This window comes from Methylobacterium sp. 174MFSha1.1, assembly GCF_900116815.1.
Taxonomy (GTDB): Bacteria; Pseudomonadota; Alphaproteobacteria; order Rhizobiales; family Beijerinckiaceae; genus Methylobacterium.
The window spans coordinates 48,342-72,250 of the sequence record NZ_FPCB01000019.1; the positions used below are offsets into that span (position 1 = coordinate 48,342).

Sequence of the window (23,909 nt, forward strand, 5' to 3'; positions counted from 1 at the left end):
TTCCTCTTCAGGCGGCCGGCATCTGCGGACGGCCGGGGATCCAGGAGCGGCCGGGCACCGCCTCCAGGAGGGCGCGGGTATAGGCGGCCTGCGGGGCGGCGAAGACCTCCGCGGTCGGGCCGGCCTCGACGACGGCGCCGTCCTTCATCACCGCGATGCGGTCGCAGATCTGGCCGGCGACCCGCAGGTCGTGGGTGATGAACAGCATCGACAGCCCGAGCCGGTCGCGCAACGAATCGAGCAGGGCCAGAACCTGGGCCTGGACCGACACGTCGAGGGCCGAGACCGGCTCGTCGGCGACCAGCAGTTCGGGCTCCAGCGCCAGCGCCCGGGCGAGCCCGATGCGCTGGCGCTGGCCGCCGGAGAATTCGTGCGGCAGCCGGTCCATCGCCGCCGGATCGAGCCCGACGAGGCCGAACAGCTCGCGCGCCTTCGCCATCGCGTCGGCCCGGGAGACGCCGTGCAGCATCGGCCCCTGCGCCACCAGGTCGCCGGCGCGGCGGCGCGGGTTGAGCGAAGCGAAGGGGTCCTGGAAGACCATCTGCACCCGGCGGGCCTGGTGCCGCATCGCCTGCCGCGACAGGCCGGCCAGATCGGTGTCGCCGAGGCGGATCGTGCCGGTATCGGGATCGAGCAGGCGCACGATGCAGCGGGCGAGCGTCGACTTGCCGGAGCCCGACTCGCCGACGATGCCGAGCGTCGTGCCCCGCGGCAGCGACAGGCTCACGTCCCGGACCGCGTGCGTCACCCGGGCCCGGCCCGGGATGAGGCCGCCGCCCTTGCGGTAGGTCTTCGAGACGCGGTCGAGCGTCAGGATCGCGGGCCCGGCTGCCGGACGGGGCGGGCGCGGCAGGAGCGGCGGCACCGCGCCGATCAGCGCCTTGGTGTAGGGCGCCCGCGGGCGGTTGAGCACGGCGTCGGCCGGCCCCTCCTCGACGAGGCGCCCGGCCTGCATCACCGCAACGCGGTCGGCGATCTCCGCCACCACCCCGAAATCGTGGGTGATGAACAGCACGCCCATGCCGCGCCGCCGCTGGATGTCGCGGATCAGCGCCAGGATGCGCCCCTGGGTCGTCACGTCGAGGGCGGTGGTCGGCTCGTCGGCGATGAGGAGCGCCGGCTCCAGCGCCAGCGCCATGGCGATCATCACCCGCTGGCGCTGGCCGCCCGAGAGCTCGTGCGGATAGGCCCGGAGCGCCGCCGCCGGATCCGGCATCCGCACCTCGGTCAGCAGCGCCAGGGTTTTGTCCCGGATCGCGCGGGCCCCGAGCTTGGTGTGGATGCGGAAGGTCTCGGCGATCTGGTCGCCGGCCCGGCGCAGGGGATTCAGGGCCGTCATCGGCTCCTGGAAGATCATGCCGATCTCCCGGCCCCGCAGGCGCCGCATCTCCGCTTCCGTCGCCCCGACGAGGTCGTGCCCCCGGAACAGCACCTCTCCGGCATCGGGCCGCACGCCCGCGGGCAGCAGCCGCATCACCGTGTTGGCCAGCACCGACTTGCCCGAGCCGGACTCGCCGACGACGCACAGGATCTCGTTGGCCGCCAGCGACAGGGAGACGTCGCTCAGAGCATGGCTGCGGTCGGCCCCCGCCGGCAGGCGGACCGACAGGTTCTTCACCGTGAGGAGGTCGCTCATGACGCTTCCCCTGCGGCGGTCTTGACCGGTGCGGGGCCGCGCAGGCGCGGGTTGAGGGCGTCGTTGAGGCCCTGGCCGACCAGCGACACGGCGAGCACCGTGACCAGGATCGCCACGCCCGGGATCGCCGAGACATACCATTGCGTGCGCAGCACGCCGCGCCCGGACCCGATCAGGTTGCCCCAGGAGGCGACGTTCGGGTCCGAGAGGTTGAGGAAGGCGAGCGCGCTCTCGAGCAGGATCGCCACCGCCATCACCACGCTCGCGTAGACGATCACCGGCGGCAGGGCGTTCGGCAGGATCTCCCGGGCGATGATGCGGGCGTCGCCCATGCCGAGCACCCGGCAGGCCTGGACGAATTCTCGGTTGCGCAGGGTGAGGAACTCGGCCCGGGTCAGCCGGGCCGGGGCCGGCCAGGAGACGAGGCCGATCGCCACCGTGACGGTGGTGATGTCCGAGCCGAACACCGCCACCAGCACGAGGAGCAGGAGGAAGTTCGGCAGGGTCTGGAAGGCTTCCGTGATCCGCATCAGGACGTCGTCGACGATCCCGCCGTAGAAGCCCGCGACCGCCCCGACCGCGATGCCGATCGCGATGGCGATCACCGTGGCGACGAGGCCGATCAGCAGCGAGACCCGGGCGCCGTGGAAGATCTGGGCGGCGATGTCGCGCCCGCTCGCGTCGGTGCCGAGCCAGACCTTCGGGTTGACGAAGGGCCATTGCAGCGGCCGGCCGGCGAGGCCGAGCGGGTCCTTGGGAAACAGCACCGGGGCGGCGAGCGCCACCGCGATGACGAGGAGGAGGAGCACGGCGCCGAGCAGGGCCGCCGGGTTGCGCCCGTAGCGCGCGAGAGCCGCCATGGCCTCTAGCGCCCCGCCGCGATGCGCGGATCGAGCCGGCCGTAGATCAGATCGACCACAAAATTCACCGTGATGACGAGGAGCGCCGACACGAACACGATGCCGAGCAGGGTGTTGAGGTCGCGCTGCACCACCGATTCGTAGGCGAGCCGCCCGAGGCCCGGCAGTGCGAACACGCTCTCGACCACCACCGAGCCGCCGAGCATCGTGCCGGCCTGCAAGCCCACCAGGGTCACCATCGGCAGGAGCGCGTTGCGCAGGGCATGGCGCACGATCACGCCCGTCTCGCCCAGGCCCTTGGCGCGGGCGGTGCGGACGTAGTCGAGGTTCATCACCTCCAGCATCGAGGCGCGCATGATCCGCAGGTAGGTGGCGAGGAAGACGAGGGCGAGCGTCAGGGTCGGCAGGACGAGGTGGCGGGCGATGTCGAGGAGGCGCGTGAGGCCGGTATAGCCGGCGCCGACCTCCTCGATGCCACCGGCCGGCAGCCAGCCGAGATGGATCGCGAACAGCACGATCCCCATCAGCCCGAACCAGAACGAGGGCGTGGCGTAGAACATCAGCCCGAGGGTCGAGATCAGGGTGTCGGGCCATTGCCCGATCCGCCGCGCCGCCAGCACGCCGAGGCAGGTGCCGCCCGCGAAGGCGAGGGTGAGGGAGGCGCCCATCAGCATCAGCGTCACGGGCAGCCGCTCGGCGATCACGGTGGCGACCGGCTTGCCGTAGATCGCCGACTGGCCGAGATCGAGCTGCACCAGCCGCCACAGGTAGCGGGCGAGCTGGGCCGCCGCCGGCAGGTCGAGCCCGTAATAGCGGCGCAACTCCTCGGCGGTCGCCGGATCGCCGCCGCCCATCTGGGCCATCAGCGCGTCCACGGTGTCGCCGGGGGCGAGCTGGAGCAGCAGAAAGAGCCCCGCCAGGATGACCAGGAGGGTGGGGAGGCTGGCGGCGAGGCGGCGGAGCGCGAGGAGGAGGATGGTCATGGGTGGGCCCCGGGCGCGACGCCCCGACCCCTCCCCCCTCTGCGGGGGAGGGTGCCCCGCGAAGCGGGGCGGGAGAGGGGAACCACGCTTCCGGAGAGGTCGCGACCGTGATGACGGGCGCCACGTCCTCTAACGTCGCGCTGCCCCTCTCCCGGCCTGCTCCGCAGGCCACCCTCCCCCGCAGAGGGGGGAGGGTTCGGCGTCGCGTGCGTGATCGACGGATCGCTCACGCCTCGATCCACGCGTCGTGCCAATCCCCCGAGCCCCAGCGCGGGGTGTTGTGATCCCCGTGCACGCGCTTGCTCGTCGCCGACAGGAAGGTGCGCTCGGTCATCATCCAGACCGGGATCTCGTCGTTCACCGCCTTGACCCACTGGGCGTACAGCACCTTGCGCTTCCCCGGGTCGAGCTCGCTCGCCGCCTCGTCGGTGAGGCGGTCGACGAGGTCGGATTGCCAGCCGTACTGGTTGGTCCAGGGCGCGCCCTTCGGCGAGCCGGAGCGGTACCACACCGTGGTCGAGACCGCCGGATCGCCCCGGTACTGGTGCCAGCCGGTGGCGAGGTCGAAGTTCCAGTCGCGGTAGACCGTCGAAAGGGCGCCCGCCGTGTCGAGGTTGACGATGTCGACCTTGATCCCGACCGCCTGGAGCGATTGCTGGATGAAGGTGGCCAGCAACGGCACGTCCTCGCCGTTCATGATCGGCACGAGCTTGAGCGAGAAGCGGGTGCCGCCGGCGCCGCGCTTGAACCCGGCCTCGTCGAGAAGGGCCGCGGACTTCTTCGGGTCGAAGGCGTAGGGGGCCGGGTTGTCCGGATAGAAGGCGGCCGACGAGGACGGGATCGGGCCGGTCGCCGGCTTGCCGAGGCCGTAGATGAAGTTCTCGATGAAGAACGGCACGTCGATGGCGTGTGCGATCGCCCGGCGCACCCGGACATCCGCCAGCTCCTTGCGGCGGGTGTTGAATTCGAGCGTGTTGTTGAAGGCGTTGGCCTCCAGCCCCTTGCTCGACACGGTGAAGCGCTTGTCCGATTTCAGCCGGTCGAGATCGGCGAGGGCCAGGGCGTTGTAGGTCGAGAGCTGCACCTGCCCGGTCTCGAGCGCGGCGGAGGCCGCCGCCTTGTCGGTGATGAAGCGCCAGACGATCCGGTCGAGGTACGGAAAGCCCTCGCGCCAGTAGTTCGGGTTGCGCTCCGCGATGACGTGCTGGCCGCGCTCGTAGGAGACGAACTTGAACGGCCCGGTGCCGATCGGCGCGGTGTTGGCCGGGTTCTCGAGCACGTTCGTGCCCTCGAAGACGTGCCGCGGCGCGACGTAGCCGAGGTCGCAGAGCGCCCGCAGCAGCAGGTTCAACGGCATCGGCCGCGAGTAGCGGAACACCGCCGTATGCGGATCGGGCGTGTCGACGGCGTCGAGATAGAGCTGAAGCTGGGTGCCGTAGTTGAGGTATTTCTTCCACAGCTCCATCGCGGTGTACTGCACGTCGGCGCTCGTGAACGGCTTGCCGTCGTGCCAGGTCACGCCCTGGCGCAATTTGAAGGTCACGGTCTTGCCGTCGGGGGCCGCCTCCCAGGAGGTCGCGAGCACGCCGGCCGGCTTGCCGTCCTGGTCGAGGTCGACCAGCGGCTCGACGATCTTCGAGGTGATGACGTAGACGCCGGTCGAGGCGCGGATCGCCGGATTGAGCACCCGCTGCTCGCCGTTGAGCTGCACCGTCAGCACGCCGCCGCGCCGGGGGGTCCCGGTTCCTTGGGCGAGCGCCCGCGTCAGGGCCGCCGGGCTCCAGGCCGCGGTGCCGAGCGCGAGAAGGCCGGCCCGCTTGAGGGCGTCGCGGCGGTCGATGATCATCCTGTGTCCCCGTCGTCGTTCGGGCGCCATCCTTGCTGCAACGCAGCGCCGGCGCAATGGAGGAAGCGCGGCAATTTCCGCTCCGTCCGGAGGCACTTCGTCTCCCGCAGGCCCGATTCGGAGAAGATTTGTTGTCACCTGCCCCCGGGTATCGGGCATCGGGTCGCGGGCGGCGACCGGTCGGGCGAGGAAACATCGGGCGCGACCTGGCGTTCTGGCCTCGACCTCGTTCAACCCCTCCGTGAGGAATCCTCGATGCCGATCCCCGCCCGCCTCGCCGCGGCCGCCGCTGTCCTCGCCGTCGTCCTGCCGGGCGGAGCCCGCGCCGCCAACGACCTGCCGCCGCCGAAGACCGACGCGATGCCCCCGGTCGAGGTGACGATCACCGCCGAGAACGGCGCGCCGCGCTGCGCCCCCGCCGAGCTGCGCCTGCCGGCCCAGACCAACGTCGACCTCCATGTGACCAACCAGTCGAACCTGCAGGTGTCGCTCACCGCGCCGCAGATCTTCCAGAACAAGAACGTGCTGCACCACGACGGCGACGTGGTCCACGTGGCGAGCAACGACGCCTATCTGGTCAAGGCCAACGGCAAGGGCGAGATCCGCCTGCGCACCATCGCGCCGGGCGAATACACCTATGGCTGCACCGCCACGTCGAAGCAGGACCAGCCGTTCACCGGCAAGCTGACGCTGATCGATCCGGCGAAGTAGGCGGAACCGCCGCGATCGTCCCGGACACCCGGACGGTCGCGGCGGGCCCCTCCCCCGACCGGGCTCAGCATTCGAAAATCCGGTACGGAACTGAAGCGGCCCGCGCCTCCCCTCCCTTTCGAAAAGGCGGTTTTGCTGGCGCGCGGTTGGCGCTAGGCTCCTGCCCGAACAGGCCGGGGCGCGAGACCCCGGCGACGGGAGGAATCGCGGATGGACTTCACCCTCTCCGAGCGCCAGCGCCACTGGCGCGACCGGGTCCGGGCCTTCATGGACGAGCATGTCCGCCCGGCCGTGCCGACCTACAAGGCCGAGATGGAGGCCTTCGGCACCGACCGCTGGCAGCCGGTGCCGGTGATCGAGCGGCTGAAGCCCAAGGCCCGCGAGGCGGGCCTGTGGAACCTGTTCCTGCCCCCCTCCTCCCAGCACGACGACGGCGAGTTCCGCGGTGCGGGCCTGACCAACCTCGACTACGCGCTCTGCGCCGAGGAGATGGGCCGGATCCAGTGGGCCTCCGAGGTGTTCAACTGCTCGGCGCCCGATACCGGCAACATGGAAGTGCTGCACCGCTACGGCACCAAGGCGCAGAAGGAGCGCTGGCTTACCCCCCTGATGGCGGGCGAGATCCGTTCGGCCTTCCTGATGACCGAGCCGGACGTCGCCTCCTCGGACGCCACCAACATCGAGACCCGCATCCGCCGCGACGGCGACCACTACGTCATCAGCGGCCGCAAGTGGTGGTCCTCCGGCGTCGGCGATCCGCGCTGCGCCGTCGCGATCGTGATGGGCAAGACCGACACCAGCGCCCCCCTGCACCAGCAGCAATCGCAGATCCTCGTGCCGCTCGACACGCCCGGGATCGAGGTGGTGCGGATGCTGCCGGTCTTCGGCTACGACGACGCCCCCCACGGCCACGCCGAGGTGATCCTCAACGACGTGCGGGTACCGGCCGAGAACCTGCTGCTCGGCGAGGGCCGCGGCTTCGAGATCGCGCAAGGCCGGCTCGGGCCGGGGCGCATCCACCATTGCATGCGCACCATCGGGGTGGCGGAGGAGGCGCTGGAGAAGATGGCCAAGCGCCTGCTCGGCCGCGTCGCCTTCGGCAAGCGCATCGCCGACCACTCGGTCTGGGAGCAGCGCATCGGCGAGGCCCGCACCGACATCGAGATGACGCGGCTCCTCTGCCTCAAGGCGGCGGACATGATGGACAAGGTCGGCAACAAGGGCGCCAAGCTCGAGATCGCGATGATCAAGGTCGCGGCCCCGCGCATGGCGCTGAAGATCATCGACGACGCGATCCAGGCCCATGGCGGCGCCGGCGTCAGCAGCGATGCCGGCCTCGCCTATTCCTACGCCCGCATCCGCACCCTGCGCCTCGCCGACGGGCCGGACGAGGTCCATAACCGCTCGATCGCCCGGCTGGAGCTGGCGCAGTACGGCAACCGCGAGCGGCCGAAGGCCTGACGCCTGCAACAAGAGCATCGTCCGCGCGGGCCCGGTCCGAAGGACAAGCGTTTCGCGCGGGCGACACATCAGAAAGACGATGCCTTCGATGGAGCAGACGACGCTCCGGATGCTCTGGACCACCGCGCCGCCCGCCTGGACGGTGCCGAATCTTCTGACCAAGACGACGAGCGAGGACCCGCGGCCCGATCAGGTGCGCTCGGCGGTGCAGACGATGCTGTCGGCGATGCGGCGCAGAAGCGGAACGAGCACGCTCGCGCGCCGCAAACCCTCCGAGGCGATGAGCACCGGCTTGAGCCGGGCCGGCATGTGGGCGAAGTCCTGCCACTGCCAGCCAAGCCCGAAATAACCGTCGCTCGACAGCTGCACCGGCCCGATCGCCGCCTCGCAGGCCTGCCGCATCTCGCGGAGGGACCAGTACCGGACCTCGAACCCCTGCGGCTCGCGAAAGCGGCGGCGCCACTGGTGCTGCAGGCTGCGCAGGCCGGCCCGGCTCGCCAGCTGGATCCTGGCGATCCCGCCCGCGGCGAGGACCCGGCCGGCCTCGGCCAGCGCCCGGCGCGCGTCATCCTTCGCGAAATGCTGGAGCACGCTGTAGGCGTGGACCGTGTCGAAGGCACCGGCGCGGAAGGGGAGCCAGCGCGCGTCGCCGACGACCCAGCGGATCTCGTGACCGAGCGCGCCGGCGATGCGGCGGGCCGCCATGACGGCGCCGAGGGAGGGATCGAGCCCGACCACCCGGTAGTCCGCCCGCGCCGCCGCGAGGCTCCAGCGTCCCCAGCTGCAGCCGAGATCGAGCAGGCTCCGGCCCCGGCCGGGCGACAGGCCGATCCGCGGAATCGGGTAGCTGCGCAAGGACGTGTTGCCGACGAGGTCGGCATAGGCGTGGCCGGAGGTGGCGCGCAGCAGCATCAGGGCCACGGGGTCGATCGCGCACTCGCTACCGGCCGCGAGCTGGACCAGCCGCTCCCGCTCCGCGGTGCCGAGTGCCAGGGTTTCGACGTAGAAATGCGGGAAGCGCGACTCGGTCGGGACGCGGCCATGCGCCCGCTCGATCGAAGCCCGCGCCAGGCGGATCGTTTGGCGCCGGTCGGTGAGCAGCATGACCGGGACGCCGTCGACGATCGGGTAGCGCCGGCCCGTGCCCGACACGAGGTCCCTTCCGTCGCAGCGGAGCGGCCCGCCCTCGGCCGGGCAAACGAGGTGATCGAGGTACCACGGATCAATGTCGGGCAAGGCCGGCCCTCACTGCGGCGACCGGCACGCCGGTACGACCTGAGCTGACGCAGAGTTTTCGAAGAGGATGAGCGATTGTCAAACGGACGCCGCTCGCGCCTGACGCACCGCCCGCATCGACGATGAAGCGCAATTTCATCGACCTGCCCAATCTCGGACCCGATGATGGCCGCACGATGAAACGGCGGCCGGGCCCTGCCTCTCCTTCTCCTGCGCGACGGCGCTCCTTCTCCCGCTCGCCGCCGTGCAAGCCGTCACGGCGGAGGAGGGCCGGGCGCGGGTGCTGACCGAGCCGGTCTATGTCCGGCCGATCGACGGCGCCTACCGCCAGTGCGGCGGCGCCTGCCTCAAGAGCGGCAGCCTGTCGTGGTTCTGCGGCGCGCGCCAGCAATGCAGCCTCGATTGCGCGACCGCGCGGCCTGTCCGCCGCTGCGCGACACCATAGATCGCGAGGGGTGACGCGAGGAGGCGGGCATGAAGAAGGCACGGAAGAAGGAGGTCGTGAGGACGGACGTCGTGAGGAAGGAATGGACATGGACGGGCGCGGGACCGGTCCACGCCTTCCTCGCCTCTCAGGGGCAGGACGGGAGTGGGCGCACCCTCCATGACATCCTGCACTTCGACGACGCCCGCCTGGAACACGAGCACGACTACATCCAGTGGCTGTTCCCGCTGCGCGAGCCGAGCCGGGCGGTACCCGGATCGCCGGTGCTCGGGGAGACGGAGGCGGAGGCGATCCGGCGCGATAAGCTGGCCCAGTCCGGCCTGCTGCTCGCCCGCCTCCGGATGCTGCGCTTCTACGAAGCGACCGGAGGGTGGCTCAGGCTCTTCGACCACAACCACCTGCGCATCACCCGCATCCTCACATCCCTGCGCGACCTCGCCGGGCTGGAGGCGGCGTAGGACTTCTACGATGGAATTCTGCTCTTCCACGAAATGGCGGGTGCGCCGGTGAACGTGGTCACCCTGGACTACTGGCGGCGGGCGATGACGTCAGAGCCTGTCGACTGATCGATACAGCTTTCGAACCCTCCGTGTCATCCCGGGGCCGCGCAGCGGAACCCGGGATCCATAACCGCTGATGGTGCAGGATGAAGCGGAACGCCGCCCGCTCTTTCAGGCTACGTCAGCGGTTATGGATCCCGGGTTCTCGGCTGCGCCAAGCCCCGGGATGACCCGGAGGGTGACAATATTGTCCGTGAAGTCAAACAAACCCTCAGAGCCTGGCCGATTGGCTCTCATATCTTTCGCGCTCTCAGGGTCATTCCGGGGCCGCGCAGCGGAGCCCGGAATGACGCGGTGGTCAAAGGCCCCGTCGCGCGAGCCAGAGTCGTCATCTCGGGTTCCGCAGCGACGGACGCCCCGAGATGACGAAGGATTGCTCTAGAAGAACGCCTGCAGCCCGGTTTGCGCCCGGCCCAGGATCAGGGCGTGGACGTCGTGGGTGCCCTCGTAGGTGTTCACCGTCTCGAGGTTCTGGGCGTGGCGCATCACGTGGTACTCGCCCATGATGCCGTTGCCGCCGTGCATGTCGCGCGCCTCGCGGGCGATGGCGAGCGCCTTGCCGCAATTGTTGCGCTTGACCAGCGAGATCATCTCCGGCGCCATCCGGCCCTCGTCGAACAGCCGCCCCACCCGCAAGCTCCCCTGAAGACCAAGCGCGATCTCGGTCTGCATGTCGGCGAGCTTCTTCTGCACCAGCTGGGTCTGGGCGAGCGGCCGGTCGAACTGCTTGCGGTCGAGCGTGTATTGCCGCGCCCGGTGCCAGCAATCCTCGGCCGCGCCCAGCGCCCCCCAGGAGATGCCGTAGCGCGCCCGGTTGAGGCAGCCGAAGGGCCCCTTCAGCCCCGAGACGTTCGGCAGCAGCGCGCTCTCCGGCACCTCGACGCCGTCCATCACGATCTCGCCGGTGACCGAGGCGCGCAAGCTCAGCTTGCCCTTGATCTTCGGCGCCGACAGCCCCTTCATCCCCTTCTCGAGGACGAAGCCGCGGATCTGGTTGTCGTGGGAGGGCGACTTCGCCCAGACCACGAACACGTCGGCGATCGGGGCGTTCGAGATCCAGGTCTTGGCGCCCGACAGGCGGTAGCCGCCGTCGATCTTGTCGGCCCGGGTCTTCATGCCGGCCGGATCCGAGCCGGCATCCGGCTCGGTCAGGCCGAAGCAGCCGACGAACTCGCCGGAGGCGAGCTTCGGCAGGAACTTCTTGCGCTGGGTCTCGTCGCCGTAGGCGTAGATCGGGTACATCACGAGCGAGGACTGCACGCTCATCATCGAGCGGTAGCCGGAATCGACCCGCTCGACCTCGCGGGCGACGAGGCCGTAGGCGACGTAGGACGCGCCGGCGCAGCCGTACTCCTCCGGCAGGGTCACGCCGAGGAGACCCAGTTCGCCCATGGCGTTGAACAGCGAGCGGTCGGTCTTCTCCTCGGCATAGGCCTCGACGATGCCGGGCAGCAGGCGCTCCTGGGCGAAGCTGCGGGCCGAGTCGCGGATCAGGCGCTCGTCGTCGGTGAGCTGGTCGTCGAGCAGGAACGGGTCGTCCCACCGGAACGCGCCGCGGGTGCCCTCGTTGGGCTTCACCGGGCTGAGATTGGTCTGGGTCGCGACCGCGGCGGACGGGGCGTTCATCTCGTCTCCTCCTTGCATTTCGGGCGGGACGTTACCCCGGGAGGGCCGGCTTCGCCAGGATGCGAAACCGCATTCCGCACACACGAGCCATGCACTAAGATTCCTACTTCACCTGCTGCTTGTCGAGCTTGCGGGCGAGCGTGCGCCGGTGCATCCCGAGCCGGCGCGCGGTCTCCGAGATGTTGAAGTCGGTCTCGACCAGGGTCTGGTGGATGCGCTCCCATTCGAGCGTCTTGATCGAGGTCGGCCGGCCGTCGAGGGAGACATCGACGTCTCCTGCCGCCTTCGAGAACGCCGCCTCGATGTCGTCGGTGTTGGCGGGCTTGGCGAGGTAGTGGCAGGCGCCGAGCTTGATCGCCTCGACGGCCGTGGCGATGCTGGCATAGCCGGTGAGCACCACCGTGAGGATGCCGGGATCATGGTCGTGGAGCGCCTTGACGCAGGCGAGGCCCGACTCGCCGTTGAGCTTCAGATCGACCACGGCGTAGGCGGGCGTGCGCTCGGCGAGCAGCGCCTCCAGAGGGCCAAGGCCGGCCAAGCTCACCACCGTGTAGCCGCGCCGCTCGAGCGAGCGGGTCAGGGTGGCAGCGAAGCGGTCGTCGTCCTCGACGATGACGAGCAGGCGGTCGTCGTCGGTCATCCTACACCGTCAGGCTCGAGAGCGGCAGGCTGATGGTCACGACGGCGCCTCCATAGCTGCGGTTGCGGGCCTCCACCGTGCCGCCGAGCTTGCGCACGACGTTGACGACCAGGAACAGCCCGAGCCCGCCGCCGAGGCGCCCCTTGCTCGATGTATAGGGCTGGCCGAGCCGCGCCAGCATCTCGGGCGCGAAACCCGGGCCGCGATCGGTGACCGAGAGCCGCAGGGTGTCGCCGTCGCGCGAGAGCACCAGCTCGACGAAGTTCGGCGACAGGTCGAGGGCGTTGTCGAGGACGTTGAACAGCACCTGCTTGAGGGCGGTGTCGGAGACGATCTCCTGGTCGTCGCCGAACTCGTCGCGGACCTGGAGGCAGAAGCAGGAGCGCATCCGCCGCCAGTCGCCGACGAGCTCGGTGACGAAGCCGCGCACGGTGGTGAGGTGCGGCGCCTCCCCGCGGGCGGCGCCGGCGGCGAGCAGGATACCGGTGACGATCGCCTTGCAGCGCCCGACCGCCTCCTGCATCTCCTCGATCTCACGGGCGATGTCGGGCGACGCGGTCAGTTCCGGCATCCGGCGCCAGTCGCCGAGGATCACCGAGAGCGAGGAGAGCGGCGTGCCGAGCTCGTGCGCCGCCCCCGAGGCGAGAAGGCCCATCCGGACGATGTGGTCTTCTTCGGCCGCGCGCTGGCGCAAATCGGCCAGCCGCGCATCCTGCCGGCGCAGGTTGCGCGAGATCCGGGTGACGAACACCGCGATGAGCGCGGCGTCGATCACGAAGCTCACCAGCATGCCGACGAGGTAGAGCCGAAAGAGCTCGTCGCTGTCGCCCGGCGGCAGCACCAGCGGCCGGTAGGCCAGCATCAGCACGCCGAGCGCCGCGGTGGTGATGGCGACGAGGCCGATCGTCGCCCGGCTGCTGAGCAACACCGCCGCCAGGGTGAGCTGGAGCAGGAACAGCGACGTGAACGGGTTGGTGGCGCCGCCGCTCAACGAGAGCTGCAGCGTGAGCGCGACCACGTCGAGGAGGAGGGCCATGAACAGCACCTCCGCGGTGACGCCGCCGCCGCGGGCGATCCAGCCCAGGCTGACGAGGTTGAGGAGGACGAGACCCGCGAGCACCACCGCCATGGCCCCGAGCGGCAGGGCGATGCCGAGGCCGGCTTGCGCCACCGCGATGGTGACGACCTGGCCCGCCACCGCGATCCAGCGCAGCTGCACCAGGAGGAGCAGGTTCTGGCGGCCGCCATCGTGCTCCTCGGGCGCGCCGGACTCGCCGAGGCCAGCGAGCGAGCCGATGCCGAGGTGGCGCGCGGCGGCGACGAGGGTGACGCGGGCGGTACGGCGCAGGTCGGGCCAGCCGGTCATGCAGCACCGGCTCTGGCGCGCGCATCTGGACCCTCCCCCCTCTGCGGGGGAGGGTGGCGAACTAAGTGAGCCGGGAGAGGGGCAGCGCGACGGCGAAGGATGTGGCGCCCTTCAGAACGGTCGCGACCTTTCCGGAAGCGGCGTCCCCTCTCCCGCCCCACTGCGTGGGGCACCCTCCCCCGCAGAGGGGGGAGGGTTCTCATGCGCACGCCCCATCTGACATTCATTCGAGCCTGTACCCGCCTCACCGCTCGCGCAGCGCCCGATAGGCCGCATAGCCCGACAACGCCGCCAACCCGAACCACGTCAGCGCGTAGATCAGGTGGTGGTTGCGGAACGCCACGACGGTGAGCCCGCCCACCGGTGCGCCCGGCCGGTTGCCGGAGGCGTCCGCGTCGATGAAGTAGGGCGCCACCGGGCCGAGGCCCTTGGCGTCTGCGATCGCCGCGACGTCGCGGGAGTACCAGCGGTCGTGGGCCGGATCGTTGCTGCGCAGGAAACCGCCGCCGGGCTCAGGGATTCGCAGCAGACCCGTCACCGTGACGCTCCCCTCCCCGTCTCCCGGCGGAGGCTGCCAGTCGGCGGGCACGAAGCCGCGGTTGACGAGGATCGTGTCGCCGGCCTCGGTTACGAGGGGCACGAGGAGCCAGGAGCCGGCACCCTTCTCGGTCACCGCCAGGGTGCGGACGGCGCGGTCGGGGAGGAGGCGGCCCCGCGCCGTGACGCGGCGGTACTCGTCGGCATCGCGGGACATGGTCAGCCACGCGGCCCGGCCGGGCGCCGGGACGGGGGAGCTGGCGAGCCGCGCCTCGACCCGGGCGATGAGATCGAGCTTCCAGGCCCGGCGCTCGACCTGCCAGATCCCGAGAGCGAGGAACAGGGCGGTCGCGAGCAGCGAGAGCGCCACCAGGAAGAGGCGCTTGTGCCGGGGCGGCGGAGCCGTCCCGGCCGGCTTCACGAGTTGGTCGCTCGCCGTCACGGCATGGTGCGCATGTCGCTCGGCGACACCGGCATCATGTTGGTGTTGAGGTGGTACATCACCCAGAGCGAGCCCGAGAGCGCGATCACCACCAGCACGATGGTGAAGATCAACGCCATCATGGTCCAGCCGCCTTCCGAGCGCGCGTTCATGTGCAGGAAGTAGACCATGTGCACCACGATCTGCACGACCGCGAAGGCCATGATGACCAGCGAGGTGACGCGGTGATCGGTGAAGACCTCCGCCATCACAAGCCAGAACGGGATCGCCGTCAGGATCGCCGCCAGGACGAAGCCGGTGATGTAGCCCCGGCGCGAGCCGTGGCCGGCCTCGTGGTGGTCGTGGACGACCTCGACGTGGACGTCGTCGGAAGCGGGAGCGCGGGCGCTCATGTCAGGGACCCCATCAGGTAGACGAAGGTGAAGACGCCGATCCAGATCACGTCGAGGAAGTGCCAGAACATGCTCAGGCACATCAGCCGACGCTTGTTGGCCTGGATCAGGCCGCGCTGGTGCACCTGGACCATCAGGGTCACGAGCCAGATCAGCCCGAAGGTGACGTGCAGGCCGTGCGTCCCGACCAGGGTGAAGAACGAGGACAGGAAGGCGCTGCGCCGGGGCGTGGCGCCCTCGTGGATCAGGTGGGCGAACTCGTAGAGTTCGAGGCCGATGAAGCAGAGGCCGAAGACCCCGGTGATCGCCAGCCAGCGCTGGGTCATCCGCTGGTCGCCCTTCTCCATCTCCAGCATGGCGAAGCCGTAGGTGATGGAGGAGAACAGCAGCATGGCGGTGTTCACCGCCACGAGCTTGAGGTCGAACAGGTCCGCGCCGGACGGGCCCGCCGCGTAGTTCCGTCCGAGCACGCCATACGTCGCGAACAGGATCGCGAAGATCAGGCAGTCGCTCATCAGGTAGAGCCAGAACCCGAGCATGGTCCCGCCCTCGGCGTGACCATGCTCGTCGTCGGCGACGTAGAAGTGCAGCTCGCCGTCGTCCGCTGCGGCCGTGTGTGCGTGTGCCATGGCGGGGTCCTCAGGCGCCGACGGGGGTGGGAGCCGGGGCCGTGGCGAGCGCTCGGGTGCGCTCGTCCTCGGTCCGCGCGACCTCGTCGGCGGGGATGTAGTAGTCGCGGTCGTAGTTGAAGGTGTGGATGATGGTCGCCGCGATCACGCCGACGAAGGAGATCGCTGCCAGCCACCAGACGTACCAGACCATGGCGACGCCGAAGACGGTGGCGATGGCGGCGATGACGACGCCCGCACCGGTGTTCTTGGGCATGTGGATGGCCTTGAAGCCCTGGAGCGGACGCTCGTAGCCGCGGCTCTTCATGTCCCACCAGGCGTCGCCGTCATGCACCATCGGGGTGAAGGCGAAGTTGTAGGGCGGCGGCGGCGACGAGGTCGCCCATTCGAGGGTGCGGCCGCCCCAGGGGTCGCCGGTGAGGTCGCGAAGCTGCTCGCGCCGCAGGATGCTGACGGCGAACTGGACGAGCATCGCGCCGATGCCGCAGGCGACGAGGAGGGCGCCGAAGGCCGCGATCACGAAGAGCGGCTGGTACTCGGTGCCCGAGAACGAGCTCATGCGCCGGGTCACGCCCATCAGGCCGAGGATGTAGAGCGGCGTGAACGCCACCCAGAACCCGCTGACCCAGCACCAGAACGAGACCTTGCCCCAGAACGGGTCGAGGCGGAAGCCGAAGGCCTTCGGCCACCAGTAGTAGATGCCGGCGAACAGGCCGAACAGCACGCCGCCGATGATCACGTTGTGGAAGTGCGCGACCAGGAACAGCGAGTTGTGCAGCACGAAGTCGGCCGGGGGCACGGCGAGCAGCACGCCGGTCATGCCGCCGATGACGAAGGTCAGCATGAAGGCGACGGTCCACATCATCGGCAGGTCGAAGCGGATCCGGCCGCGATACATGGTGAACAGCCAGTTGAAGATCTTCGCGCCCGTCGGGATCGAGATGATCATCGTGGTGATGCCGAAGAACGAGTTGACGCTCGCCCCCGACCCCATGGTGAAGAAGTGGTGCAGCCAGACCAGGTAGGACAGGATGGTGATGACGACCGTGGCGTAGACCATCGAGGCGTAGCCGAACAGGCGCTTGCCGGAGAAGGTCGAGGTCACCTCGGAGAAGATGCCGAAGGCCGGCAGCACCAGGATGTAGACCTCGGGGTGGCCCCAGATCCAGATCAGGTTCACGTACATCATCGGGTTGCCGCCGAGATCGTTCGTGAAGAAGTTGGTGCCGACGTAACGGTCGAGGGTGAGGAGCGCCAGCACCGCGCCGAGCACCGGGAAGGACGCGACGATCAGGATGTTGGTGCAGAGCGAGGTCCAGGTGAAGACCGGCATCTTCATCATCGACATGCCGGGCGCCCGCATCTTGACGATGGTGGCGATCAGGTTGACGCCCGACAACGTCGTGCCCACACCCGCGATCTGCAGCGCCCAGATGTAGTAGTCGACGCCGGTACTCGGCGAGTAGGCGATGTTCGACAAGGGCGGATAGGCGAGCCAGCCGGTGGCCGCGAACTCGCCGACGAACAGCGACATCATCGTCAGGACGACGCCGCCGGCGGTCATCCAGAAGCTGAAGTTGTTGAGGAACGGGAAGGCGACGTCGCGGGCGCCGATCTGCAGCGGCACCACGAAGTTCATCAGCCCGGTGACCAGCGGCATCGCCACGAAGAAGATCATGATCACGCCGTGGGCGGTGAAGATCTGGTCGTAGTGGTGCGGCGGCAGGAAGCCCTCGGCGCCGCCATGGGCGATCGCCTGCTGCGAGCGCATCAGCACCGCGTCGGCAAAGCCCCGCAGCAGCATGACGAGCCCGAGGATCATGTACATGATCCCGATCTTCTTGTGGTCGACGCTGGTCAGCCAGTCGCGCCAGAGCGGCCCCCAGAGCTTGTACTTGGTCAGCACGCCGAGGACGGCGAGGCCGCCGAGCGCCACGACCAGGAAGGTCACCACCACGATCGGCTCGTGGAGCGGCAGGGATTCGATGGTGAAGCGGCCGAACAGCAGCCGCCACCAGTGCGGGTAGGCTTCGATCGGATTGTGCTCGGAGTTCATGGCTCAGCCTGGAGTGCAGGTCGGTCTGTTCGGGGTCGGATCCAGGCGGAGCGGTACGGGGCAGCTCTGCTCGGCTCCTTGTTCGCGCATCGCGGTCACCGCCGAACCGGTGACCGCTTCGGCACCGGCCGTTCGCGGCCGGTGCGACGGGTTTCAGTTCAGGCGCGGCGTCGCGTTGGACGCGGCGGACGCCTTCGAGGCGTTGCCGAGACCGTAGGCGTCGGCGGGGGTGCACAAAGCGGTGACGAAGGTCGCCTGCTGGGTCGCGCCGGTGCCGCGGCGGACGGTCTTGTCGTAGGTGAGGCTCATGACGCTGTGCAGGCCCTCGCGGCCGCCGCCGCCGCGGGCGTCGATCGCCGCCATGTCGTGCATGCACATCTTGGCGCGGTCGACGCACATGTTGAGGATCGCGTCGTAGAGGTCGGCGTCGACGGTCTTATAGTAGCGCACCGGCTCCTTCTCGCTCGGGCGCTCGAGCTTCAGGTAGCCGGCCCGGTCGAGGCCGCCGCCCTCCTGCTTGACCTTGGCGACCCAGGCGTTGAACCCGCTCTCGTCGACGCCCTTGAAGGTGAAGCGCATGTGCGAGAACCCGGCGCCGCTGTAATTGGCCGAGAAGCCCTCGTAGTCGCCGGCCTTGTTGATCACGGCGTTGAGCCGCGTCTGCATGCCCGGCATGGCGTAGATCTGGCCGGCGAGCGCCGGGATGAACAGCGAGTTCATCACGGAAGACGAGGTGATGCGGAACTCGATCGGCCGGTCGACGGGCGCGGCGACCTCGTTGAGCGAGGCGATGCCCTGCTCGGGGTAGAGGAAGAGCCACTTCCAGTCGAGGGCGACGACCTGGACCACCAGGGGCTTGCCCGAGACCATCGGGTCGCCGACACTCGAGACGATCGGCTTCGAGGCGCTGATGCGGCTGACCGACCGGTAGGGATCGAGCAGGTGGGTGCCGAGCCAGGTGAGCGCGCCGAGCGCCACGATGATCAGCAGCGGCGCCGACCAGATCACCACCTCGAGACCAATCGAGTGATGGAAATCGGGGTCGTAGACCGCCTTCTTGTTGCCCTCGCGATAGTGCCAGGCGAAGGCGATCGTGAGCGCCATCACGGGAATGATGATCAGGAGCATCAGGACCGTGGAGGCGATCAGCAGGTTACGCTGCTGCAGCGCCACGTCGCCGGAGGGCGAGAGCAGCACCATATTGCATCCTCCGGTGAGGAGGATGAACGGAAGTACGAGGAGGAGGCGCAAGTGTTTCACGGGCAGCCCGGACGATCAGCTTTCGGCTCCTGTCCTGTACGCCCGCCGGGGCTCCGGGGGGATTGGACGTTTTGTCCAGGCCCCCAAACGGCCGGTTCTCCTCTAAGGAAGGGGTCGTCGTAGCGTGACGAAGCAGGATTCCGATATGGCCACGATCACGGCGGATCCCGCCGCCGCAAACTCCTCCAAGCCGGAACGGGACGCGCGCCTGGCCTCGTCGGAGCCGGGCCACGTCGCCCCCGGCGAGATCGCCCTTGGGGTCATCATCGGCCGCACCTCGGAGTTCTTCGACTTCTTCGTGTTCGGCCTCGCCTGCGTGCTGGTGTTCCCGCGCCTCGTGTTCCCCTGGGCCGAGCCGGTGACCGGCACGCTGTACTCCTTCGGGCTCTTCGCCCTCGCCTTCGTGGCCCGTCCCGTCGGCTCGGTGCTGTTCATGGCGATCGACCGGCGCTACGGCCGGGCGACCAAGCTCACCATCGCGCTGTTCCTGCTCGGCCTCTCGACCTGCCTGATCGCGTTCCTGCCGGGCTACGAGACCATCGGCACCTGGTCGGCGGTGCTGCTCGGCCTGTGCCGCATCGGCCAGGGCCTGGCGCTCGGCGGTGCCTGGGACGGGCTCGCCTCGCTGCTCGCCCTCAACGCCCCGGAGAGCCGCCGCGGCTGGTACGCGATGCTGCCGCAGCTCGGCGCACCGGTCGGCTTCATGCTGGCGAGCGGGCTGTTCGCGTTCTTCCAGCTCCAGCTGTCGGATGCCGACTTCATGGGCTTCGGCTGGCGCTACCCGTTCTTCGTCGCCTTCACGATCAACGTCGTGGCCCTCTTCGCGCGCCTGCGCCTCGTGGCGACCGAGGAGTTCCGCCGCCTGCTCGAGGCCGACGAGCTCGAGCCGGAGCCGGTCCTCCAGACGGTGCGGGCGAGCGGGCGCAACATCCTGGTCGGCGCCTTCGTGCCGCTCGCCTGCTACGCCTTGTTCCACCTCGTCACGGTGTTTCCGGTCAGCTGGATCAACCTGTTCACCGGCCGCTCGGTCGGCGAGTTCCTGATGGTGCAGTTCGCCGGCGCCACCGTCGCCACGATGACGATCGTCATGTCGGGCCTGATCGCCGACCAGATCGGACGGCGCTCCACCATCGCGCTCGCCGCGGCCCTGATCGGCCTGTTCGCCCTCGGCAGCATCGTCGCCCCGCTGCTCTTCGGCGACAGCATGGCCGGGCAGACGATCTTCGTGGTGGTCGGCTTCGCGCTGCTCGGCCTCGCCTACGGCCAGAGCTCGGGCGCCATCGCGGAGAACTTCGGCACCAAGTACCGCTACACCGGCTCGGCGCTGACGTCCGACCTCGCCTGGCTCGTCGGCGCCGGCTTCGCCCCGCTGGTCGCGCTCTACGCGTCGAGCCACCTGGGGCTGCCGTGGGTCGGCGTGTACCTCTTGTCGGGTGCGGTCTGCACGCTCGGGGCGCTCGGGCTCAACCGGCGGCTCGGCACGACGGCCTAGAATCTCGCCGTTCGAGAATAAGACGCGGGATCCCCTCTCCCGTTTGGGAGAGGGGTAGGGGTGAGGGTGCTACGGTTCTGAGTCAGGCTCTGGCTGTACCGATACCAGCACCACGCTCTCAGTTCTTCCCTGAAGCGTGTCACCCTCACCCCTACCCCTCTCCCACACGGGAGAGGGGATCCCGCGTCTTACTTTATTACCTGACTTTGTGACCTGATCATTTTCATCATTCGCTTTGCCCCACCCGGAACCGCGCCGCGTGGCTGCCAATCTCCTCGAAGGCGCCCGGCGCCGCGCCCGCCTCGGTGAGCGCCGCCCTCGCCTCCTCCGGGCTGACACTGCCGGGCAGGGCCAGGAGCTGGCTCAACCCCCCGCCGATCCCGGCACTCGCCACCACCTCTCCACCCAGTTCCACCACCGCTTCCGCCGCCTCGTCGCGCCATCGCTCGAACCGGGCGGCGTAGAGCACCCAGTCGCGCTGGGCCGCGCCCGGGTCGTCGAGGGGCTTGGCGATGCAGAAGACCGGGGTGCCGGCCGGATGACCGGGCCGCTCGATGAAGGGCAGGCGCGCGATCACCTTCGGGCGGCCCTCCCCCGCGAGCAGGCGCCACCAAGCGCCCGCCGTCACCCCCTGGTCGAGGCGGAACACCCCGAGATCGCCGCGCGAGGCGGCCACCGCGGCGATGACCGCGGCGGCGCTCGGATGCGGCCGGTACGGCACCGTGAAGCCGAAATGGAACCGGGCCGAATCGCGCATCGGCGCGTCGCCGCCCGAGACGTCGGCATGGACCGCGAACGGCGCCTGGACGTAGGTGAAGGTGGCGATGATGACCCGCCAGATCCCCTCCACCGTGTCGAGGGGGAGGAGGCCTTGGTGGCGCTCGGCGATCATGCGCATCATCGAGGCCTCGCGGCCGGGCCGGAAGGCGGAGCCCGAGGCCGACGTCTTCTTGACGGCGATCAGCCGGTCGATGATCCGGCCGCGCTCCATCAGGAGGTCGTGCATGGCCGAATCGATGCGGTCGATGTCGGCCCGGAGGGCGGCGAGGTCGGCGGGCGGGGTCGTCATGGCGTCCCGTTGAGACAGAAGCGGAAAGATCCGTCTTACGACCGCCCCGGCCCGCGGGCCAGGGCCACCGGCATGCAGGCGCGCGAGAGAAGTCCCTTCCGTCGATTGACGGCGCGACAGCGAAGCCCTACCTCTTTCGTCCGTTGAAGCGGAATTTTTGGACGCTTTAACGACCGGTCCGGTTTGGAGAACGAATCGCTTCCGGAATTTTTCGCCAAAGCCTCGTCAAGCCCGCCGTCCGGCGACAGCCCCGTGAGAAGCATGGCCACACCACTCCTGAAGCCCGGCCTCGATCCCGCCTCCCAGGCGGTCGAGCCGACGAGCCCCGTCGCCCTGTTCGGAGCGGACGAAGCCCTGGCGATGGATGCGGGCATGGATCTCGCGCCCTGGCAGATCGCCTACCAGACCGCCGGCACGCTGAACGAGGCGCGCAGCAACGCGGTCCTGGTCTGCCACGCGCTCACCGGCGACCAGCACGTCGTCAACACCCACCCGGTCACCGGCAAGCCCGGCTGGTGGGACCGGCTGGTCGGGCCCGGCAAGCCCGTCGACACCGACCGCTACTTCGTGATCTGCGCCAACGTCGTCGGCTCCTGCATGGGCACGACGGGGCCGGCCTCGCTCAACCCCGCCACCGGCCGGGCCTACGGCCTCGACTTCCCGCTTGTGACGATCCGCGACATGGTGCGCGGCCAGGCGATGCTGCTCGACCGGCTCGGCATCAAGGACCTCTTCCTGTGCATCGGCGGCTCGATGGGCGGGATGCAGGTGCTGCAATGGGCGGCGAGCTACCCCGAGCGGGTCTTCGCCGCGATGCCGATCGCGACCGGCGCGCGCCACTCGGCCCAGAACATCGCCTTCCACGAGGTCGGCCGGCAGGCGATCCTGGCCGATCCGAACTGGCATGGCGGGCGCTACCTCGACGTCGGCACGCGGCCGGCCAAGGGGCTCGGCGTCGCCCGGATGGGCGCGCACATCACCTACCTGTCCGAGCCGGCGCTGCACCGCAAGTTCGGCCGCCGCCTCCAGGACCGGGACGCCCCGACCTTCTCGTTCGACGCCGACTTCCAGATCGAGAGCTACCTGCGCCACCAGGGCATCACCTTCGTCGAGCGCTTCGACGCCAACGCCTACCTCTACCTCACCCGGGCGATGGATTATTTCGACCTCGCGGCCGACCACGGCGGCGTGCTCGCCAACGCCTTCCGGGGCACGCGGACGCGGTTCTGCATCATGTCCTTCACCTCCGACTGGCTGTTTCCGACCGCCGATTCGCGGGCGATCGTCCACGCGCTCAACGCCGCGGCGGCGCCGGTCGCCTTCGTCGAGGTCGAGAGCGACAAGGGCCACGACGCCTTCCTGCTCGACGAGCCGGCGATGATCTCGGCGGCCAAGGGCTTCATCGCGGCGGCAGCCCGGGAGCGCGGCCTGTGAGCGTCACCGCCTCCCTCGCCCCCGCCGGCCTGCCGCAGGACGCCACCGGCTCCGCCCGCATCGACCACCTGGTCATGCTCAATCTCGTCGAGCCCGGCTCGCGGGTGCTCGACGTCGGCTGCGGCGACGGCTCCCTGCTCGCGCTCCTGCGCGACCGGCGCGGCGTCGACGGTCGCGGCATCGAGCTCTCGCGCGAGGGCGTCAATGCCTGCCTGGCGCATGGCCTGCCGGTGATCCAGGGCGACGCCGACACCGACCTCGCGGCCTATCCGGACGACGCCTTCGACTACGTGATCCTGTCGCAGACGATCCAGGCGACGCGCCAGCCGAAGGAGGTGCTGGAGCACCTCTTGCGGATCGGCCGCCACGCGATCGTGTCGTTTCCGAATTTCGGCCATTGGCGGGTGCGCAGCGAATTGATGCTGCGCGGCCGGATGCCGATGACCGACACCCTGCCCGATCCCTGGTACGCCACCCCCAACATCCATCACTGCACGATCCGGGATTTCGTCGGCCTGTGCCGCCTCGTCGGCGCCCGGATCGAGCGCGCCTCGGCCCTCGACGCCTCGGGCCACCCGATGCGCTTCGCCCTGCCGTGGTGGGTGTGGAACCTCGTCGGCACGCAGGGGGTGTTCCTCCTGCGGCGGGGGTGAGCAGGTCTCGGCGCCGGCGGCCCGCCGGCGCCCCTTCGCCGTCGCTGTTCGTCCTGGCGCTCGCCTGCGGGCCGGCCCTCGCCGAGGAGGCCGACCTCGCGGTCCTCGAGACCCGCTGGCACGCCTGCGTGCGGCAGGCCTTCACCGGCCAGCCCCTCGGGATGGAGCGGCGGGCGGCACAGCGCGCGGCGCTCGCCGCCTGCAAGCCGCAGGAGGACGCCTACGTCCACGCGATGCTGGCGGCGCAGGAGGCCGAGGCCCGCGCCCGCGCCACACGCGGCGTCGCCGCCCGGGCGCGGGACTGGGCGATCGGGGTCGCGGGCTCGGCGCGGGCCGTCGTCGGCGGGCTGATGGATCGCCTGCGCTGGTGAACCGTCGCGCTCCGGTCGTGTTGAGAGCCTGAAGCCTGCTTTGCCTGCGGGCCTGTCCGGGGATCGAAGAGGCGCGGGGCTCCCCTCTCCCGTGTGGGAGAGGGGCCGGGGGTGAGGGTGGCTCGGGTTCAGGACTAACCGCTGAGCGTCGAGCTGCGCAGCTCAATGGTTCAGGATTATTGCGGCACCCGAGCCACCCTCACC

The 23,909-nt window shown here is 69.7% G+C and carries 22 protein-coding genes; 8 read left to right on the top strand and 14 right to left on the bottom strand.

Features of this window, described 5'->3' with window-relative positions; genetic code table 11:
- Positions 1-7 precede the first annotated feature (7 nt).
- The 4 genes from BM430_RS17375 to BM430_RS17390 all read right to left on the bottom strand — a co-directional run bounded on the left by BM430_RS17375 (position 8) and on the right by BM430_RS17390 (position 5,325).
- Entirely contained in the window at positions 8-1,636 is a 1,629-nt protein-coding gene (locus tag BM430_RS17375; RefSeq protein WP_093568504.1) for an ABC transporter ATP-binding protein, read from the bottom strand.
- Positions 1,633-2,496, bottom strand: coding sequence for an ABC transporter permease (locus tag BM430_RS17380; protein WP_093568505.1), 864 nt, complete (start codon positions 2,494-2,496; stop codon positions 1,633-1,635). Before BM430_RS17380 ends, BM430_RS17375 begins: the two co-directional genes overlap by 4 nt.
- A 5-nt stretch (positions 2,497-2,501) precedes the next feature.
- Positions 2,502-3,479 (bottom strand): ABC transporter permease, encoded by a 978-nt coding sequence (locus tag BM430_RS17385; RefSeq protein ID WP_093568506.1) that lies wholly within the window; start codon positions 3,477-3,479, stop codon positions 2,502-2,504.
- 226 nt (positions 3,480-3,705) lie between these two features.
- A complete protein-coding gene (locus BM430_RS17390) occupies positions 3,706-5,325 on the bottom strand; it encodes an ABC transporter substrate-binding protein (protein WP_093568507.1) in 1,620 nt (539 codons plus the stop codon).
- 255 nt (positions 5,326-5,580) lie between these two features.
- Between BM430_RS17390 and BM430_RS17395 the strand changes: the two genes are divergently transcribed.
- Both BM430_RS17395 and BM430_RS17400 read left to right on the top strand, forming a co-directional pair.
- Positions 5,581-6,036, top strand: coding sequence for a cupredoxin domain-containing protein (locus BM430_RS17395; RefSeq protein WP_093568508.1), 456 nt, complete (start codon positions 5,581-5,583; stop codon positions 6,034-6,036).
- A 210-nt stretch (positions 6,037-6,246) separates the two neighbouring features.
- The gene (locus tag BM430_RS17400; protein ID WP_093568509.1) at positions 6,247-7,497 is read left to right on the top strand and encodes an acyl-CoA dehydrogenase family protein; all 1,251 of its coding nucleotides are present in this window, start codon (positions 6,247-6,249) and stop codon (positions 7,495-7,497) included.
- A gap of 189 nt (positions 7,498-7,686) precedes the next feature.
- Here BM430_RS17400 and BM430_RS17405 read toward each other — a convergent pair whose 3' ends face one another.
- Positions 7,687-8,733 carry a methyltransferase domain-containing protein gene (locus tag BM430_RS17405; RefSeq protein WP_143132062.1) on the bottom strand — a complete coding sequence of 349 codons (1,047 nt, stop codon included), beginning with the start codon at positions 8,731-8,733 and terminating at the stop codon, positions 7,687-7,689.
- A gap of 244 nt (positions 8,734-8,977) precedes the next feature.
- Between BM430_RS17405 and BM430_RS17410 the strand changes: the two genes are divergently transcribed.
- Complete coding sequence (locus BM430_RS17410) at positions 8,978-9,178, top strand: hypothetical protein (RefSeq protein ID WP_093568511.1); 201 nt, start codon at positions 8,978-8,980, stop codon at positions 9,176-9,178.
- A 29-nt stretch (positions 9,179-9,207) separates the two neighbouring features.
- On the top strand, positions 9,208-9,636 hold the full coding sequence (locus tag BM430_RS17415; RefSeq protein WP_244539527.1) for an opioid growth factor receptor-related protein: 429 nt from the start codon (positions 9,208-9,210) through the stop codon (positions 9,634-9,636).
- A 480-nt stretch (positions 9,637-10,116) separates the two neighbouring features.
- Here BM430_RS17415 and BM430_RS17420 read toward each other — a convergent pair whose 3' ends face one another.
- From BM430_RS17420 to cyoA, 8 genes are all read right to left on the bottom strand, one after another.
- Positions 10,117-11,364: an acyl-CoA dehydrogenase gene (locus BM430_RS17420; RefSeq protein WP_244539528.1), complete on the bottom strand. Its 1,248-nt coding sequence runs from the start codon at positions 11,362-11,364 to the stop codon at positions 10,117-10,119.
- Positions 11,365-11,467: 103 nt separating this feature from the next.
- Positions 11,468-12,004 (bottom strand): response regulator transcription factor, encoded by a 537-nt coding sequence (locus tag BM430_RS17425; protein ID WP_093568512.1) that lies wholly within the window; start codon positions 12,002-12,004, stop codon positions 11,468-11,470.
- 1 nt (position 12,005) lies between these two features.
- Positions 12,006-13,370: an ATP-binding protein gene (locus BM430_RS17430; protein ID WP_093568513.1), complete on the bottom strand. Its 1,365-nt coding sequence runs from the start codon at positions 13,368-13,370 to the stop codon at positions 12,006-12,008.
- A gap of 244 nt (positions 13,371-13,614) precedes the next feature.
- Positions 13,615-14,349 carry an SURF1 family protein gene (locus BM430_RS17435; RefSeq protein WP_280142281.1) on the bottom strand — a complete coding sequence of 245 codons (735 nt, stop codon included), beginning with the start codon at positions 14,347-14,349 and terminating at the stop codon, positions 13,615-13,617.
- Positions 14,346-14,741 (bottom strand): cytochrome o ubiquinol oxidase subunit IV, encoded by a 396-nt coding sequence (cyoD, locus tag BM430_RS17440; protein ID WP_093568514.1) that lies wholly within the window; start codon positions 14,739-14,741, stop codon positions 14,346-14,348. Before cyoD ends, BM430_RS17435 begins: the two co-directional genes overlap by 4 nt.
- Positions 14,738-15,370, bottom strand: a complete 633-nt coding sequence (gene cyoC / locus BM430_RS17445) for a cytochrome o ubiquinol oxidase subunit III (protein ID WP_093568515.1) — start codon at positions 15,368-15,370, stop codon at positions 14,738-14,740. Before cyoC ends, cyoD begins: the two co-directional genes overlap by 4 nt.
- Before the next feature lie 10 nt (positions 15,371-15,380).
- Entirely contained in the window at positions 15,381-17,426 is a 2,046-nt protein-coding gene (cyoB, locus tag BM430_RS17450) for a cytochrome o ubiquinol oxidase subunit I (protein ID WP_093568516.1), read from the bottom strand.
- Positions 17,427-17,579: 153 nt separating this feature from the next.
- Positions 17,580-18,686, bottom strand: a complete 1,107-nt coding sequence (gene cyoA, locus BM430_RS17455; RefSeq protein ID WP_093568517.1) for a ubiquinol oxidase subunit II — start codon at positions 18,684-18,686, stop codon at positions 17,580-17,582.
- Positions 18,687-18,831: 145 nt separating this feature from the next.
- On the opposite strand from cyoA, the gene BM430_RS17460 reads away from it, so the two are divergent.
- On the top strand, positions 18,832-20,178 hold the full coding sequence (locus BM430_RS17460) for an MFS transporter (protein ID WP_093568518.1): 1,347 nt from the start codon (positions 18,832-18,834) through the stop codon (positions 20,176-20,178).
- A 226-nt stretch (positions 20,179-20,404) separates the two neighbouring features.
- On the opposite strand, the gene BM430_RS17465 is transcribed toward BM430_RS17460, so the two are convergent.
- Complete coding sequence (locus tag BM430_RS17465; protein ID WP_093568519.1) at positions 20,405-21,247, bottom strand: chorismate mutase; 843 nt, start codon at positions 21,245-21,247, stop codon at positions 20,405-20,407.
- Positions 21,248-21,508: 261 nt separating this feature from the next.
- On the opposite strand from BM430_RS17465, the gene BM430_RS17470 reads away from it, so the two are divergent.
- The 3 genes from BM430_RS17470 to BM430_RS17480 are packed head-to-tail and all read left to right on the top strand — an operon-like array spanning position 21,509 to position 23,705.
- Positions 21,509-22,681, top strand: a complete 1,173-nt coding sequence (locus BM430_RS17470; protein ID WP_093568520.1) for a homoserine O-acetyltransferase MetX — start codon at positions 21,509-21,511, stop codon at positions 22,679-22,681.
- The gene (gene metW / locus BM430_RS17475; RefSeq protein ID WP_093568521.1) at positions 22,678-23,334 is read left to right on the top strand and encodes a methionine biosynthesis protein MetW; all 657 of its coding nucleotides are present in this window, start codon (positions 22,678-22,680) and stop codon (positions 23,332-23,334) included. Before BM430_RS17470 ends, metW begins: the two co-directional genes overlap by 4 nt.
- Positions 23,331-23,705, top strand: coding sequence for a hypothetical protein (locus tag BM430_RS17480; RefSeq protein ID WP_093568522.1), 375 nt, complete (start codon positions 23,331-23,333; stop codon positions 23,703-23,705). Before metW ends, BM430_RS17480 begins: the two co-directional genes overlap by 4 nt.
- The last annotated feature ends 204 nt before the right edge of the window (positions 23,706-23,909 follow it).